The sequence below is a fragment of the Ureibacillus suwonensis genome (assembly GCF_042655065.1).
GTDB lineage: Bacteria > Bacillota > Bacilli > Bacillales_A > Planococcaceae > Ureibacillus > Ureibacillus suwonensis.
On the sequence record NZ_JBHSNQ010000169.1, the window covers coordinates 1 to 16,104 of the forward strand.

The window sequence follows — 16,104 nt, forward strand, 5'->3', positions numbered from 1 at the left end:
TCGATAACATCCTAAATTTCCCCCGTTAACCAAGAATTCTATCCCTATTATACAAAAAAAGCCTGTAGATTTGGCCACTAGTTTGGGACTTTGTCTACAAGCTGAAATTCCCGCATAGCGGGAATTTTTTTATAAATCATCCTCATCTTTTGCCGAGAACATGTATTTTCTGTAATGGTACTTCATGCTGAAGACAAGTCCGATCGCCAGGGCGTTTCCCATGAGTGAACTTCCTCCGTAACTGATGAAAGGCAAAGGAATACCCGTGATTGGAAGTAATTGGATCGTCATTCCGATGTTTTCGAATACATGGAAAGTGATCATTGCGATAATTCCGGCACAAACATATGTACAGAATGGATCTTTTAAGGTAAGGGTGATTTTGGTTAAATGGTAAATCAACAGGAAGTAAAGGCAGATAACAAAACTTGCGCCGATAAATCCCCATTCTTCACCAATGACTGAAAAAATGAAATCGGTGTGGTTTTCGGCAACATAAACTTCCCGGTTCATATACCCTTTGCCGAAGATTTCCCCTGATCCGATGGCGTTAAGGGAAGTGATCAAGTGATAACCCGCTTCATCCGCATAGGAATATGGATCAAGCCATGAATAAATCCGTCCAAAATGGTATGGCTTCACACCCAAGTGGTCTGCAAGGAAATCCTGCATATATAAAGCCATCCAAATTACGGTACTTCCTATAGCGGCGCCGCCTATAAAAATCGGAAGAATAATTTTCCAAGAAATACCTGCTGCAACAATTAACGCGGCGGTAATGGCAATAAACACCAATGAAGATCCCAAGTCGGGCTGTTGCATGATAAATGCAAGCGGAACGAATAAAGTGAGAGCGATTTTTCCTAATAATAATAAATCGGTTTTAATGGTTTTGATTGTGTATTTTTCGTGGTGAGCACTGATCAGTCTTGCGGCTGCCAGTATATAAAAAGTCTTCATGAATTCGGAAGGTTGAATGCTTCCAATTGGAAGGTGGTACCAGCTTTTGGCTCCGTTTTTTGGTTCACCGATTTGTCCTGGGCCTTCCGGCATAAAAATGAGCAAAACTAATAGAAAAATTCCGAAGCCATATAAATACCAAGACATTTTTTTGTATTGTTCCGGCTCGAAGTACATGACAAAAGCAATGATGAAGGCGCCGATGACGTACCATTGCAATTGTTTTATGACGAAATTTGTTTCGCCATATTGCCCCGTCGTTTGGGCTGAGGATATGGCCAACAAACTGATAATTAAAAATGTAATGAGTATAGCAGCAAGTTTCCAATCGAATCTTTCTGCAAAGTTTCTGTTATTTTCCATTTTGTCCACCTATGTTCTATAATATTGCATTTTACAATGTTCATCTATCAATATACTGTATCATATTTTATTATGCATTATCCCAAAAAAATGCCCATTACAGATTTAAACATTAGTTAAAGACGAATCCAATATGAAATTGTTTCAAAAAAACATAATTACATCATATAATAAACTTAACGGTTGTGGTAATGGAGAGTGATTGGATGGCAAAAAAACATAAGACGGTTGACGACTACTTTTATCATTTGTTTATACATATGAATGATGTCGATCGGTTTGTTATTTTTAGCGGTTTGACTTTGAAACAGTTTATTGGATCTGTTGATTCCATAAAAAATATTTTGCTTTTAAAGCACAATTACGAAGATGGTTTATTTAATATGCATACCCAGCTGGATTATATTCCGAATGACGAAATAAAAAACTTTGTGAAAAAGATGGAAGATTCAAATCGTGACTTATGCTGGGTGGATTTTTCGGACGAAAAGCAAATCAATCAGCTCACTCCCATGGAGCAGGCAGAATTATTATATTTAGGGCATAAAAAAGAACCTGTCACTACACCATTTTTTGTGAAATTGCAAAATCGTTATGTGTATTGTTCATCTGCGGATGATAAAACAACGAAAATTTACTTCCGTTATTTGGAAGATTTTGAAATGCTGATCTCAACCCTCATCAATAATATTATAAAGGAAAACGGTGGTAATGGAGGGTTCTGGCGAAGAAGATCGAAAGAGAGAATCCCAAAAATGGATGCCGCTTCATTAAAAGCATATCGCAGTTATTTCAAAGAGGGCGCACTTATTTCGATCTACAAGATGGAAAAACCGGAAAATCATTTTGGTGTTGAAATTCGCACACTCTCCGACTATGATTACCCTGATGAAGTATGGAACGATTTGAAAATCATTCTGAAACAGGACTATGACGAACTGATTAAACTGACGTAAACTTCCCTGTCCAAGGGTGCAGATGACAGGGAGTTTTTCTTTTGTATTCATGAAGACATTCTTTTCATGATAAACTAGTATTACTTAAAACTTGGAGGTCGAACAATGAAAAAACGGATCGGATTATTGTATGGGGGGAAATCCGCAGAGCATGAAGTATCATTGATTACTGCCACTGCGGTAACGAAAGCCATTGATTTTGACAAATATGAAGTAATTCCGATTTATATCACCCTTGACGGTGAATGGTGCAGAGGTCCCCAACTGACAAAACCGGCGGAATCTGTTGAAGAATTGAAATTTACGAAGGAAGAAAGCAATCCGAATTATATTCTCGAGTTCATTTTAGATGAAAATGACAAACAAGCCAAATTTGATGTGGTTTTTCCTTTGCTCCACGGCACATATGGAGAAGACGGCACTGTTCAAGGGCTTCTTGAGCTGTTGAATCTGCCTTATGTTGGAAATGGTGTATTATCTTCCGCTGCCGGCATGGATAAAGTGATCATGAAGCAATTGTTCAGCGTAGCAGGATTGAACCAAGTGCCATTCGTGTATTTTATCCGCTACGAATGGAATCAAAATAAAGAAGCGTTGCTTTCAAAATGCGAGAATGAATTGACTTATCCGATGTTCGTCAAACCGGCCAATTTAGGTTCCAGCGTCGGCATCAACAAAGCATCCAATAGAGAGGAATTGGAAAAGGCCATCCACATCGCTTTTAAATATGACCGGAAAGTTGTTGTTGAACAGGGGATCGAAGCGCGGGAAATCGAGATGGCTGTGCTTGGCAACAATGAACCGAAAGTGTCTGTTCCAGGCGAAATCAAACCGACGACGGAGTTTTATGATTACGAATCAAAATATAAGGACGGATCCACCCAATTGATCATTCCTGCCGAAGTTTCTCCGGAAGTGGAAGCGAAAATGAAAGATATGGCCATCCGTGCATTTAAAATCTTGGATTGCGCCGGCTTGGTGAGAGCCGATTTCTTTGTGCGCGGAGATGAAGTATTGATCAATGAAGTGAATACAATGCCAGGTTTTACGCCGTTTAGCATGTATCCGCTTTTATGGCAGAACACCGGATTAAATTATCCGGAATTGATTGATCAGCTCATTGAACTTGCGATTGAACGACACAAAGAAAAACAACAACTTCAATTTAACAGAGAATAGTTGGGATGAACGATGAGAAAAAGAATTCAAGACATTGCAAAATGGTTAAATATTGATGCCGGAAATGACGGCGAGAAAATTGTAACGGGGGTTTCCATCGATACAAGAACCATTAAGGAAGGGGATTTGTTCATTCCTTTTCGCGGAGAAAAAACAAATGGGCATCAATATGTACGTCAGGCATTTGAAAAAGGAGCAAGCTGTTCTCTATGGCTGAAAGATGAACCGAATCCCCCAAAGGATGTTCCGCTTCTTTTCGTGGAAAATTCCGAGGCGGCGTTGCAGCAAATGGCGCGCAAGTACCGCGAAGAGTTGAAAGCGACTTTTATCGGAATTACCGGTTCAAACGGGAAAACATCTTCAAAAGATATTTTGGCAAGCTTGCTTTCCCCTTACTATAAAGTGCAAAAAACGATCGGGAACTTCAACAATGAACTGGGCTTGCCCCTGACTATCCTGTCTCTTGATGAGGATACGGAAATGGCCGTGTTGGAAATGGGGATGAGCGGGTTTGGCGAGATTGAATTTTTATCCACACTCGCGAAACCGCATTATGCGATTATTACAAACATTGGGGAAGCCCATATGCAGGAGCTCGGTTCCAGAGAGGGGATCGCGAGGGCGAAATTTGAAATTATCAAAGGTTTCGATTCGGACGGCGTTCTTTGTTACGACGGCGATGAACCTTTATTGAGGGCGTTGGTTGAAAAAACGCCTCAATTAAAGTCAAAAGCATTCGGTTTTGGAACAGGCAACGATTTGATGGTCAAAGCAATCGAAACGACGGAAAAAGGAAGCCGCTTTATTGTCGAAGGAGAGTTAAACGGAGAATTTTTCATCCCGATTTTAGGCAAACATCAAGTGAAAAATTCCTTGGGCGCCATGCTCGTGGCCAAATCTTTGGGCTTGTCCGAAGAGCAAATCCGCAAAGGTTTGTCCCAAGTTTCTTTGACAGATATGCGGATGCAGCTTATTCCTTTGGGAGATGTCTTATTTATTAACGATGCATACAATGCAGCTCCGACATCCATGAAAGCCGCCATTGACTTTGTCCAAACCACATCGATGCGGAAGGATAAATGGCTTGTTTTAGGAGATATGTTGGAGCTTGGGGAAAAAGAGCGCGAGTTCCATGAACAATTGGCGGAGTATATTGATGAAAACCGGATTTCGAGAATTTGTTTGTTCGGCCCCCGGATGGAATGGTTATATCACCGGCTGGCTCCAAAATTTTCAGGACGCATTATTCATACGAAAGAGGATTACGGAAAAATCATTGAGTATATCAAACAGCATGCAAATGAAGATTCGCTGATTTTATTAAAAGGATCCCGGGGCATGAAGCTGGAAACCATCTTAAGAGCTTTTCAACAAAATAAATAAGGATTCATCAAGAAAGTGAAATTCATGGAGGCTCCACCGATTAAAATGAACCAACGGATGGTCGAAGTGAATTTCACTTTTTTATTGAACAACGGGGGGATTGCTGTGTCTATCGGTGTATTAATGTTGCATGGATTTTCCGGAGGGCCTTATGAAATGGAGCCTTTGACGGAATACATCAAAAACAATACGGATTGGATTGTGGAAACACCAACATTATGCGGCCATGGTGAGGAACTTTCATTAAAAGGTTTCACTGCGGAGCATTGGCTGATTGACGCGGAATTGGCCTATAAAAGATTGTCCGAAAAGGTGGAAAACGTCTATGTTGTGGGCTTTTCCATGGGAGGAGTCATCGCATTATATTTGGCGATGTGTTATCCGGTAAAGAAACTTGTGCTTCTGAGTGCAGCTGTAAAATACATCGCGCCGAAGCAGTTGATTGTGGAGCTGCAAAAAATTGCCAAGGAAGCGGTGGAAGGACAATTGAAAAATAATGAATTATTTAAGCAATATGAGTACAAGCTAAGAAGTGTACCTGTTAGTGCTGCAATCCAATTCATGCGAATCGTTCGGCGGGTGGAACCTTATATTGAAACAATCGATATCCCGACATTCATTGTGCAAGGTAAATGCGATGGGATCGTCCCGTATTCGACGGCTCAATATCTATATGACAAACTTCCCACAACGGAAAAATATATTTATTTTTCATCTTGCGGAAAACACCATATTTGCTTCAGTGAAGATTGCGACACATGGTTTTCGGATGTTTTGCATTTTTTAAAGTCGTAAAAATGATACTTTTTAAGCAATATCATTGCATCCTTTGTGAGTACCTGTTAGACTAGGGAAAGCAATGGATACATTTTGTACCAAAGGCTCTTCAAAAGGTGTGAAGAGTACTTTTTTTTGAATGAATCGGTTTTATTCTATCCAAAACTGAGAAAAGCATAGAATGGAACCGCTCGGCAAAGACCGGGCTTTCCTTTTCATATAATTTGAATTATCTGAATGAGAAAATGATTATTTTGACGCAACGTTTCAATTTATAGCTCGACATTTGCCGACACTTCATCTGAAAAATGTAACCATTTGTCGACTTAAGAAAAAAGGAGATTGAAGAGTTTGACAAATTTTTCAGAATTTAATATCAGCGAATCTACATTACGTTCATTAAAACGGATGGGATTTGAAGAAGCAACACCAATCCAGGAAGGGACAATCAAGTTTGCTTTGGAAGGTCGCGACATTATCGGTCAAGCACAAACAGGTACAGGTAAAACGGCGGCGTTCGGTATCCCGATCATTGAGAAAATCGATACGAAAAATCCTGAGATTCAAGCTTTAATTATTGCACCGACACGTGAGCTCGCGATCCAAGTGTCAGAAGAACTTTATAAAATTGGATATGATAAGCGGGTGAAAATTTTATCGGTTTATGGGGGCCAAGATATCGGGCGGCAAATCCGCGCTTTGAAAAATAAACCTCAAATCATTGTAGGTACGCCAGGCCGGATCATTGACCATATCAACCGTCGCACATTGAAACTTGATCAAGTTCAAACCCTTGTTTTGGATGAAGCGGATGAAATGTTGAACATGGGCTTTATCGATGATATCAATGCGATTTTGGAGAAAGTGCCTAAAAATCGCCAAATGCTGTTGTTCTCTGCAACAATGCCGCCGGCGATTCGCAAAATTGCAACGAAATTTATGAGTAATCCGCAAGAAGTGAAAATTAAATCCAAGGAAATGACGGTTGAAAATATCGAGCAATACTTTGTAAAATCCCAAGAACGGGAAAAATTTGACATTTTAACCCGCTTATTGGATGTCCATCAGCCTGAACTCGCGATTGTTTTTGGCCGGACAAAACGCCGCGTCGATGAATTAGCGCAAGCGCTGAACATCCGTGGATATTTGGCGGAAGGCATTCACGGGGATTTAAGCCAATCAAAACGATTATCTGTGTTGCGTCAATTTAAAGAAAATAAAATTGATATCCTTGTTGCAACGGATGTTGCGGCACGGGGACTGGATATTTCCGGTGTTTCTCACGTCTACAATTTTGACATTCCGCAAGATCCGGAAAGTTATGTTCACCGCATCGGGCGAACTGGCCGTGCGGGGAAATCAGGCATTGCCGTTACGTTTGTAACGCCTCGGGAAATGGGATATTTGCGAATTGTGGAAGAAACAACGAAAAAACGCATTTCGCCCCTTCGGCCACCCACGCAAGATGAAGCTTTGGCAGGTCAACAAAAATTGGCTGTTGAAAGGCTCATCGAAATTGTTCAAGCGAACGACTTAAAAGATTACCGCATACTTGCGACGGAACTTTTGGAAAACTATGAAGCGGTGGATCTTGTAGCTGCAGCGATCAAATCATTCACAAAAGAGCCGGATGCTACACCGGTAAAAATTACAGAAGAAGCTCCTCTTCCAAAACGAAGAGAACGCTCCACAAGCGGTCGTGGAGGGGGACGCGGCGGGGTACGGAAAGAAGTCCGTGGCCGAAAAGAGAGAAGCGGACGCCGCAAAGGCAGATAGGAAATGAAAGAGGCTGGGACAAAAGATAAAAAACACCATTTTCTCCCGGGAGAAAATGGTGTTTTTTTGATAATTGAAGAAAATTGATTTCCGTTCCGGGGACGCTTTCCGCGGGCCCGGCTCGAGCCTCCTCGGAGCTCAATCCTTCACTCCTGCGGGGTCTCGAGACTCGGGCTGTTCCCGCAGGAAAGCTTTTGCTTTGCGACTAAGCGTGCGCGACAGGAGCACTCGCCCCGTCACTCCAATCAATTTTTTACAAAAATTCTTTTTGCAGCTCGTTCACTTTATTAGTTATGTCCCAGCCTCTTTATATTTTTTATACTTTTTGGATTGATTCGACATATTGTTTGCGCAATTGGACTTTTTGGATTTTACCGGACGCTGTTTTTGGCAATTCATCCACGAAAGACGCGCTTTTGATCGCTTTAAAGTGGGCCAATTTCGAACGGGTGAAGTCAATGAGTTCTTGTTCAGTAACGCTGTGGCCTTCTTTTAATACAACGATGGCATGTGGCGTTTCCCCCCATTTTTCATGAGGAACCGCGATAACAGCCGCTTCCTTCACGGCTGGATGTTCATAAAGAACGCCTTCCACCTCGATGGAGGAGATATTTTCCCCGCCGCTGATGATGATGTCCTTTTTGCGGTCAGTGATATCGATGTATCCTTTTTCGTCAATTGTTCCTACATCACCGGTATGCAGCCAACCGCCCACAATTGTTTCCATAGTGGCGGTCTCGTTTCTCCAATAACCTTTCATTACACCGTTGCCGCGGACAACAATTTCACCCATCGTTTTTCCGTCATGAGGCACTTCTTCCCCATTTTCGTCCACCACTTTTACTTCCGTACCGATAAATGGCGTACCCGCTTTCGCTTTCAACCGGAATTTTTCTTCTTCCGGCAAATCCACGTATTGGGAAAGAATTCGGGAACCTAAACTGAGCGGTGAAGATTCCGTCATTCCATATACTTGAATGAATTCCCATCCCAGGTCTTTTTCAACTCGTCCGACAAACGCAGGTGGCGGAGCAGAACCCGCAATGACAACCCTGATATTTTTAGGAGTTTCAGGTTTGTGTTCATCGTAATATTGCAATAATGTATTTAATACCGTTGGGGCCATATGAATAACCGTTACATTGTATTTTTGGATGGCATCAAAAATTTGATCGGCTGCAACCTTTCTCAAAGTGACATGGGTTGCTCCGTTGGCAGTATAATAAAACGGTGAACCCCAGCCATTCACATGGAACATTGGCAGAACGTGCAAATATACGTCTTGATCTGTGACGCGCAAGAAATGCATCGAACTTAAAGCATGCAAATAGTTGTTGCGATGAGTGAGAAGAACCCCTTTTGGATTTCCGGTTGTTCCGCTTGTATATAATAAACTGCACTCATCATTTTCATCCAATTCCACACGGTCGAATTTCGAATCGTCGAAGCCTGCAAGCCACTCGTCATAACCGATTTCATTGGTTTCGTTATCTTTGTTATGAACAATGATTGTTTTTACGGTAACCAATTTTTCTTTGATCGGTTCAATTAAATGATAAAGCTCCTGGTCAACGAACAAAACTTTCGATTCGCTGTGATTTAAAATAAAAAGATAATCTTCCGGTTTCAAACGGATGTTTAAAGGCACCATCACTGCACCAACTTGGTAGATGCCATAAAAGCCCTCCAGCATTTCAATAGTGTTTGGCGCAAGATAAGCCACTTTATCGTATTTTTGGATGCCCAATGATTGCAGGCCTCTCGAGAGCTGGTTCACCCGATTATTGAACTCCCGATACGTGAAGCGCCGATCCCCTTCATAACCGATGACTGCTTCCTTGTCCCCATATAGTGCTACGGCACGATCTAAGAAATGGGTTAAAATTAAAGGTACATTCATTCTACATACACTCCTCCAATTCTTTTAAACGTGAACAATTCTCGCAACTTCATAGAAGATACAATAAGTTTATATGAATTTACATACCATAAAATGAGTCTTTTTCAAAGAGAATTTTGAATTTTGAAACAAATTTGAAAGTGAATCCGTATAGAATAGGAGTGACGGATTAGAGGTGAGGACAATGAGAAAAGAACTTGAACATCAAATACCACGAAAAGGGTTGACCGTGTGGCGGCTGTATGGTCTTATTTATACTTTGATTCTATCAATCATTGCAGGGATCCTTTGTTTTTTAACTTATCAATTGGATTGGTTGGACATTTTTTATTACATAGCGATAGGAGCAGTGTTGATCGTTGGATTCGCCTTCATTTGGCTGTTCCCAAAAATCCGGTGGGATCATTGGCGGTATGAGGTGAGGGAGCAGGAAATTGAAATCCAGAGCGGTTTGTTTGTCGTGAAAAGAACTTTAATCCCTATGGTTCGCGTACAACATGTGGACACCACACAAGGACCGATTCTCAAAAAATATGATTTGGCCAATATTGCGATTTCCACAGCGGCGACAACGCATGTGATCCCGATGCTGATAACGGAAGATGCCGACCAGCTGCGGGCGAGAATTTCCGAATTGGCGAGGGTGGCTGAAGATGATGTATAAGAAATATCGGCTCCATCCCATCTCTGCAGTCATTGGTTTTTTGAAAGGACTCAAAGACCTTTTTCCACCATTGCTTATTCTATTGATAGCGAACGGATTTAATTTCCGTGCGGATGCGAAACATTTTTGGGAGTACATTCCTGTTATCATCTTTATAGTGGTTATTATTTTTTATTTGATTTCCGGAATTATCGAATGGAGGACTTTTGTCTATTGGTTTGAAGATAATGAACTGCGGGTGGAATATGGATTGATTGTCAAAAAGAAGCGTTATATCCCTTTTGATCGGATTCAAAGCTTCAACTATAAAGAGACGATACTCCATCGCCTGTTCGGACTCGTGGAAGTCAATGTGGAAACGGCAGGGATCACATCCGGAAAGCCGGAAGCGGTATTCACCGCCATCACAAAAGAGGCTGCGGAGATTATTGAAAACGAAACAAAAAGAGCAAAAACCGGACAAAAACCGGGCGATGAACCGTTGGATGAAGCTGTTCAATCCAATCCCGAGGAGGAAGTATCGCAACCATCCCATGTGATATATAAAATGGCGCCAAAGGATTTGATATTACTTGCGACGACTTCCAATAGCATCGGTGTCGTTATTGCGGGGGTGGCGGCCTTTTTTTCCCAGTTTGCGGATATTATCCCGTCCGACTGGATTGTCGAAGAAGTGGCCGCAATTGTTCAATTCGGAATGATGTTCGTCGCGTTTCTCCTTTTCATCGCATTTTTCATTGCCTGGATACTGTCGGTCATGATCACATTTGTGAATTATTATGATTTCACGGTTGTACAGGAAAATGATCGGATCATTATTACACGGGGGCTGTTGGAAAGAAAGCGGATTATTATTCCACTCAATCGGGTGCAGGGAATCAAGATCATCGAGAATCCTTTGAGACAGCTTACCCGTTATGCAACGGTCGTTGTGGAAAGCGCGAGCTGGGGATTTGGAAAGAATGATACAAATATCGCGATGTTCCCGCTCATTTCAAAAAAAGAAATGTACGAACCATTGCGGCGTTTATTTCCACAGTTTTCGCTCCAATTTGAAAACGGATTGATCCGTCCGCCAAAAAAATCCCGGCCGCACTTTTACAGAGTGTATATCATAGGTTTGATTCCAATCATTGCAATATGTTCATATTTCTTTTATCCGGTCGGGTTATTGTCCATCTTGCTCCCATTCCTTGTTTTCGTGTTGGGTTTGTGGCAATACAAAACAAATGGCTATTTGATTTCCGGAAACCAGTTGACATTAAGGTATCGCTTCATCAGCCGGGTGACGTTTATCGCCGAAAAGAAACGGATTCAAGTCATTCAAAAGAAGCAAAATTATTTTCAAAAAAGGAAAAACATCGCTACCGTTCAGGCAACGGTCATGTCCGGAATTGGTGGTGCAACAGGGAAAGTCGCCCATCTGAACGAATCGGATGTCGATACGATCCTGTCTTGGTTTGAACGGTCCAAAGAAAATAAAGGGACGGCAGAATAAATTTTCGATATATCAAAAAAACATCATTTTGGTGTTGCGCCAAAATGATGTTTTTTGCATTTGTCCCAGCCTTTAATAAATCATTTTTTGTTGTCCAATTTTAGTGTTATTTCATGCGCCAACGTAATATATTTTTTGGTGAGAAGTAAGCAAGTCCCAACAAGAATCCGGTAATCAATCCACCAATGTGGGCGTAAATGTTAATATTTGGCTGTAAAAAGGTCATAATCAACCCAATAATAATGATCGGCATAATGATTTGTTTCAGTTGAGGCATTGTGTTTCTGGTATAGTAGACAAGTGCTGCATAAGCTCCGAAAATGCCATAAATCGAACCACTGGCCCCCACACTTGCATATTCCCCGGATTGAAAAATGAATGTCGCAACGTTACCGAAAATTCCCGAAAACAAATAAATGGTGATAAAACGCAGTTTCCCTGCAATTCTCTCCAATTCTGGCCCGAATAAAAACAACGAAAACATATTAAACAATATGTGGAAAAACCCTGCGTGCAAGAATGTGGAAGTGATGACCCGCCACCACTCGCCTTCAGCAATCAACCAATTGACGCTCATTCCCATGTAAAATATCGTATCACCAATAACAGGAATCATTGTTAGTATATAAATGATAAGATTTAGCGCAATAATCGTTGCAACAACCGGATAATATTTGATATATTGCCTGAAATTTTCTGTACGAACAAACATAATCGTCACCTCAATTTATAAAATTATTATACATTGTTGTTAGAGATTAATAAAAGGAGAACTTCATCATATGATAAAAGGAATAGGTTTGGACATAGTGGAGATTGAACGGATCAAGGAGCTGATGAATCGGACTGATAAATTTCATAAGCGCATTTTATCGGAGCGGGAGTTGGATATTTTTAATCATCTTTCTGAAAAAAGAAAATATGAATTTTTAGCAGGGAGATTTGCAGCAAAGGAAGCTTTCTCAAAAGCCAATGGCACTGGAATAAGGGAGGGATGTGAATTTCATCAGATTGAAATCTTAAATGATGAAATGGGAAAACCGGTACTTTACTTTCATGGCCAAGCAGTCAATGGTTTTGTCAGCATCACCCATTCAAGGGATTATGCTGCGGCACAAGTGATCATTATGAGTTCATGATGCCATCAATGATTTTTTGTTGTTGTCCAATAGTGATAGCATAAACCTCTATTTGCCTTCATATATTTGTCCTATCCAGTTAGAGTAGAAAGGATGGAGTTTTGAGACAGAAGTTAACGATATTTATTGTTTTGCTGTTAAGTGTCATCGTACTTGGTGCTTGCGGTAAAGATTCAAAGGAAGAAGTTTTGGAGAAGTTGCATGAAAAATGGGCTGAAGGGAAAGGCTATGAACTGGATGCGACGATGGAAATCAAAACGGGAAGCGAACCGAGAGTGTATGATGTCAATGTATGGCATACACGGCCGGATTTCTATCGCGTTCAAGTTTCACAAAAAGATGAAGATGTAACGCAGATGATCATCCGCAATAAAGAAGGAGTATTCGTAGTCACGCCTTCGCTCAAGAAAACGTACAAGTTCCAAAGCGAGTGGCCGAAACAAAATAGCCAGCCGTATTTAATCGGAGCGTTGGCCGAGGATTTGTTGGCGGATAAAAATGTGGCGATGGAAGAAACGGATGACAGCTACATTTTTACAGCGGCAACGAGAAACAACCATAAGAGCATCATGCCGACACAGAAGGTGACTGTAGATAAGAAAACGCTGTTGCCGAAATCCGTTTCGATCCTGAACGAAGCTGAAGAGGAGCAAATGCTCATCACCTTCAAAAAGATTGATTTAGGCGTCCAACATAAGGAAAAAGAATATGCAGTTGAGCAATTTACAAAAGATGAAGAAAATGTGGCAACTGAAGAAAAGGAAAGCGCCGATTTCCAAACATATTATCCGGTGCTTGCTTGGGACAACACGACTTTAGTGGATGAAAAAAGAATCGAAGGCGAAGATGGAGTCGAACGGGTGATTTTAACATTTGAAGGGGATAAATCCTTCACATTGGTACAAGAACCGATTGAAATAGGTGAATCCGCAACGATTCCGGTATTCCAACCAGGGGAATTACTGGATTTGGGCTTTACAATCGGAGCTATTACGGATCATTCCATCAGCTTCGAAAAGGATGGCATTTCCTTCTTCATTGCATCCAATGACTTAACGCAAGAAGAAATGATAGAAGTGGCAGCTTCCATTACGGCAGGCAGTCTGAAATAGTAATTCGTTGCGTTGTTGGACGGAGAGTTTTACAATACAAGAAGAAAACCTATAGAAATTTCATGGTTTAAAAAAAGAAAAAGAGGGAAAACTAACAAATGCGTAACAATAAGCACTTCCGTCCAACAAAAGCTATCATCGATTTAGATGCAATCAAATATAATGTTTTACAATTAAAAAAACATATCCACCCTAATGTGAAAATTATTGCAGTTGTGAAGGCAAATGCTTATGGACATGGTGATGTGGAAGTGGCGAAAGCAGCCCTTGAAGCGGGGGCAAGCATGCTCGCAGTGGCCACTCCCGAAGAAGCGCTTCATGTTCGTAAGCATTTACCCACTGTTGATATATTGGTATTAGGATATTCACCTGTTTCATTTGCCGAATATGCGGCAAATGAAAATATTACATTGACGGTTTATTCTTCCGATTGGGTTGAAGAGGCCAAAAAAAGTTGCAATAAACCATTAAAATTACATATTAAAGTCGATACCGGAATGCATAGGATCGGCGTAACATCAGAAAAAGAATTGCGCTCACTGTATGAAAAGATACAATCTGCCGAACAATTTATTTTGGATGGGATTTTTACCCATTTTGCGACTGCTGATGAAGAGGATGATTCCTACTTCCAAAAACAAGCCAACCGATTTGAACAATTCCTGAAAGCATTGCCGGAAAAGCCGAGACTTGTGCATGTTGCGAACACGGCAACCGCTTTAATCAAGGATGCACGTTTACAATATGATGCAGTACGTTTCGGCATATCCATGTATGGCTTGGCACCTTCCGAATTTGTCAAATCCAAATTGCCTTATCCGTTGAAACCGGCCTTTTCTTTGGAAACGGAATTAGTTGCCGTTAAACAAATCGGGCCTGGTGAGTCAGTTGGCTACGGTGCCACTTTTACCGCAGAACAACCAACTTATATCGGTACATTGCCGATCGGTTATGCAGACGGATTAATTCGTAAATATAGCGGACAGGATGTTTTGATCGATGGGAAAAGAGTTCCCATTGTGGGAAGAATTTGTATGGATCAATGTATGATTGCATTACCTGCTGCATATAATATTGGTGAAAAAGTCGTTTTAATAGGAAAACAAAAAAACGAAGAAATTACAATTGATGAGTGGGCTGCCAAAGTAGACACTATAAACTACGAAGTTCCTTGCATCATCACTTCTAGAGTACCCAGAATTTACTACAAAAATTAATAAATATCGACAAAAACCTCAACAAAAACTGTGAAAAACCAAAAAATTGTAACATCTTGTCTTTTCTTCTCTAATTGATGGTGTTAGAATGAGAGAGAGTGATGAGATTAGGTTATGGTTTTTGTGGAGGTGCTTATTGTGTACGCAAAGAGAGTGAATGATGCAAAGGAAATTACGGTGGCTCTTCCTCACGAAATGATGAAATTTTGCGGTGTGGAGAACGAAAACAATGAGGTAATTGTTTACGTTTCTAAACGCAGAGTGGTTGCATGTAAACCAAATCAAATACGGGAGGCTTTAATCAGAGGGTATGTAGAAATGGGACAAATTAATTTGTCGATTTCAAGCGAATGTCTACATGCCGAGTATGAAGCAGAGCATACAGTGGAGCGTCTCGTAAGCGGGGGATGACATTATTGATTGTTAAACGTGGGGACGTTTTCTTTGCAGATCTGTCACCTGTCGTTGGTTCTGAACAAGGTGGCACTAGGCCTGTCTTGATTATCCAAAATGATATTGGTAATCGATTCAGTCCTACTGTGATTATTGCAGCGATCACTGCGCAAATTCAAAAAGCAAAATTACCTACCCATGTCGAAATCGATGCGAAAAAGTACGGTTTCGAAAGGGATTCGGTAATTTTGCTTGAGCAATTGCGTACCATCGATAAGTCCAGATTAACAGACCGAATAACCCATTTGGATGATGAACTAATGGAAAAAGTGGATGTTGCTTTAGAAATTAGTCTAGGGTTAATAAAATTTTGAATACATAAGAAAGGGTGGCTGATAAAGCGGACAACGCTTTATCAGCTTTTTTTGCAAAAAAGAGGAGATTGGCATCCCAATTCAGAAAATAATATATTCACTGGGCGAAAAGGGGAAATCGGACAAATTCCCTTTATGCTACTAGTATTAAGTATCCAATATAATTTATGTCATTGATGGAAAGTAATTCAATACGTTATGATAAATACATACTACGATCCTTTTTTAAAAATTTTTCTCTACATAATAAATTCATAGATATAGAGAGATAGTAATCGTTAGGGAAAATCGGTAGTGTCAAAAAATCTATGAAAACTTAGTTTTGGAGGGATGTGATCTAGCGAAACTAGAGGAAATGCCGCCGCAATCGCTCTTGACAAACACGTCAATGGTTTGATTTCGAACCAACAAGG

General features: G+C 40.8%; 15 protein-coding genes. 12 read left to right on the forward strand and 3 right to left on the reverse strand.

The genetic code is table 11. The annotated features are described in order from the left end of the window. Positions 1 to 129: 129 nt before the first annotated feature. Positions 130 to 1,323 (reverse strand): FtsW/RodA/SpoVE family cell cycle protein, encoded by a 1,194-nt coding sequence (locus tag ACFPOH_RS12675; RefSeq protein WP_342471057.1) that lies wholly within the window; start codon positions 1,321 to 1,323, stop codon positions 130 to 132. A gap of 206 nt (positions 1,324 to 1,529) precedes the next feature. Between ACFPOH_RS12675 and ACFPOH_RS12680 the strand changes: the two genes are divergently transcribed. The 5 genes from ACFPOH_RS12680 to ACFPOH_RS12700 all read left to right on the forward strand — a co-directional run bounded on the left by ACFPOH_RS12680 (position 1,530) and on the right by ACFPOH_RS12700 (position 7,394). Further along, complete coding sequence (locus tag ACFPOH_RS12680; RefSeq protein ID WP_342580547.1) at positions 1,530 to 2,279, forward strand: hypothetical protein; 750 nt, start codon at positions 1,530 to 1,532, stop codon at positions 2,277 to 2,279. A gap of 105 nt (positions 2,280 to 2,384) precedes the next feature. Next, positions 2,385 to 3,458 (forward strand): D-alanine--D-alanine ligase, encoded by a 1,074-nt coding sequence (locus ACFPOH_RS12685; RefSeq protein WP_390309960.1) that lies wholly within the window; start codon positions 2,385 to 2,387, stop codon positions 3,456 to 3,458. Between the two features lie 12 nt (positions 3,459 to 3,470). After that, positions 3,471 to 4,841 (forward strand): UDP-N-acetylmuramoyl-tripeptide--D-alanyl-D-alanine ligase, encoded by a 1,371-nt coding sequence (locus tag ACFPOH_RS12690; RefSeq protein WP_390309962.1) that lies wholly within the window; start codon positions 3,471 to 3,473, stop codon positions 4,839 to 4,841. Between the two features lie 105 nt (positions 4,842 to 4,946). Beyond that, positions 4,947 to 5,636 carry an alpha/beta hydrolase gene (locus tag ACFPOH_RS12695; protein WP_390309974.1) on the forward strand — a complete coding sequence of 230 codons (690 nt, stop codon included), beginning with the start codon at positions 4,947 to 4,949 and terminating at the stop codon, positions 5,634 to 5,636. Positions 5,637 to 5,969: 333 nt separating this feature from the next. Then, positions 5,970 to 7,394, forward strand: a complete 1,425-nt coding sequence (locus ACFPOH_RS12700; RefSeq protein WP_342471061.1) for a degradosome RNA helicase CshA — start codon at positions 5,970 to 5,972, stop codon at positions 7,392 to 7,394. A 316-nt stretch (positions 7,395 to 7,710) separates the two neighbouring features. On the opposite strand, the gene ACFPOH_RS12705 is transcribed toward ACFPOH_RS12700, so the two are convergent. Further along, positions 7,711 to 9,294 (reverse strand): long-chain-fatty-acid--CoA ligase, encoded by a 1,584-nt coding sequence (locus tag ACFPOH_RS12705; protein WP_390309964.1) that lies wholly within the window; start codon positions 9,292 to 9,294, stop codon positions 7,711 to 7,713. Between the two features lie 184 nt (positions 9,295 to 9,478). Between ACFPOH_RS12705 and ACFPOH_RS12710 the strand changes: the two genes are divergently transcribed. Next, positions 9,479 to 9,958 (forward strand): PH domain-containing protein, encoded by a 480-nt coding sequence (locus tag ACFPOH_RS12710; RefSeq protein ID WP_342471064.1) that lies wholly within the window; start codon positions 9,479 to 9,481, stop codon positions 9,956 to 9,958. After that, positions 9,948 to 11,456 carry a PH domain-containing protein gene (locus ACFPOH_RS12715; protein ID WP_390309966.1) on the forward strand — a complete coding sequence of 503 codons (1,509 nt, stop codon included), beginning with the start codon at positions 9,948 to 9,950 and terminating at the stop codon, positions 11,454 to 11,456. The genes ACFPOH_RS12710 and ACFPOH_RS12715 overlap by 11 nt, the downstream gene beginning before the upstream one ends. 106 nt (positions 11,457 to 11,562) lie before the next feature. Here the strand turns inward: ACFPOH_RS12715 and ACFPOH_RS12720 are convergent, their stop codons facing one another. Further along, positions 11,563 to 12,168, reverse strand: a complete 606-nt coding sequence (locus ACFPOH_RS12720; RefSeq protein WP_342471066.1) for a rhomboid family intramembrane serine protease — start codon at positions 12,166 to 12,168, stop codon at positions 11,563 to 11,565. A gap of 70 nt (positions 12,169 to 12,238) precedes the next feature. On the opposite strand from ACFPOH_RS12720, the gene acpS reads away from it, so the two are divergent. The 5 genes from acpS (at position 12,239) to ACFPOH_RS12745 (ending at position 15,691) form a co-directional block, all read left to right on the forward strand. Beyond that, the gene (gene acpS, locus ACFPOH_RS12725; RefSeq protein WP_390309968.1) at positions 12,239 to 12,595 is read left to right on the forward strand and encodes a holo-ACP synthase; all 357 of its coding nucleotides are present in this window, start codon (positions 12,239 to 12,241) and stop codon (positions 12,593 to 12,595) included. Between the two features lie 101 nt (positions 12,596 to 12,696). Further along, positions 12,697 to 13,707: a LolA family protein gene (locus ACFPOH_RS12730; protein WP_342580545.1), complete on the forward strand. Its 1,011-nt coding sequence runs from the start codon at positions 12,697 to 12,699 to the stop codon at positions 13,705 to 13,707. Positions 13,708 to 13,805: 98 nt separating this feature from the next. After that, positions 13,806 to 14,924, forward strand: coding sequence for an alanine racemase (alr, locus tag ACFPOH_RS12735; RefSeq protein ID WP_390309971.1), 1,119 nt, complete (start codon positions 13,806 to 13,808; stop codon positions 14,922 to 14,924). Positions 14,925 to 15,038: 114 nt separating this feature from the next. Beyond that, on the forward strand, positions 15,039 to 15,335 hold the full coding sequence (locus tag ACFPOH_RS12740; protein WP_390309972.1) for a DEAD/DEAH box helicase family protein: 297 nt from the start codon (positions 15,039 to 15,041) through the stop codon (positions 15,333 to 15,335). Positions 15,336 to 15,340: 5 nt separating this feature from the next. Continuing rightward, a complete protein-coding gene (locus ACFPOH_RS12745) occupies positions 15,341 to 15,691 on the forward strand; it encodes a type II toxin-antitoxin system PemK/MazF family toxin (protein WP_342471071.1) in 351 nt (116 codons plus the stop codon). The last annotated feature ends 413 nt before the right edge of the window (positions 15,692 to 16,104 follow it).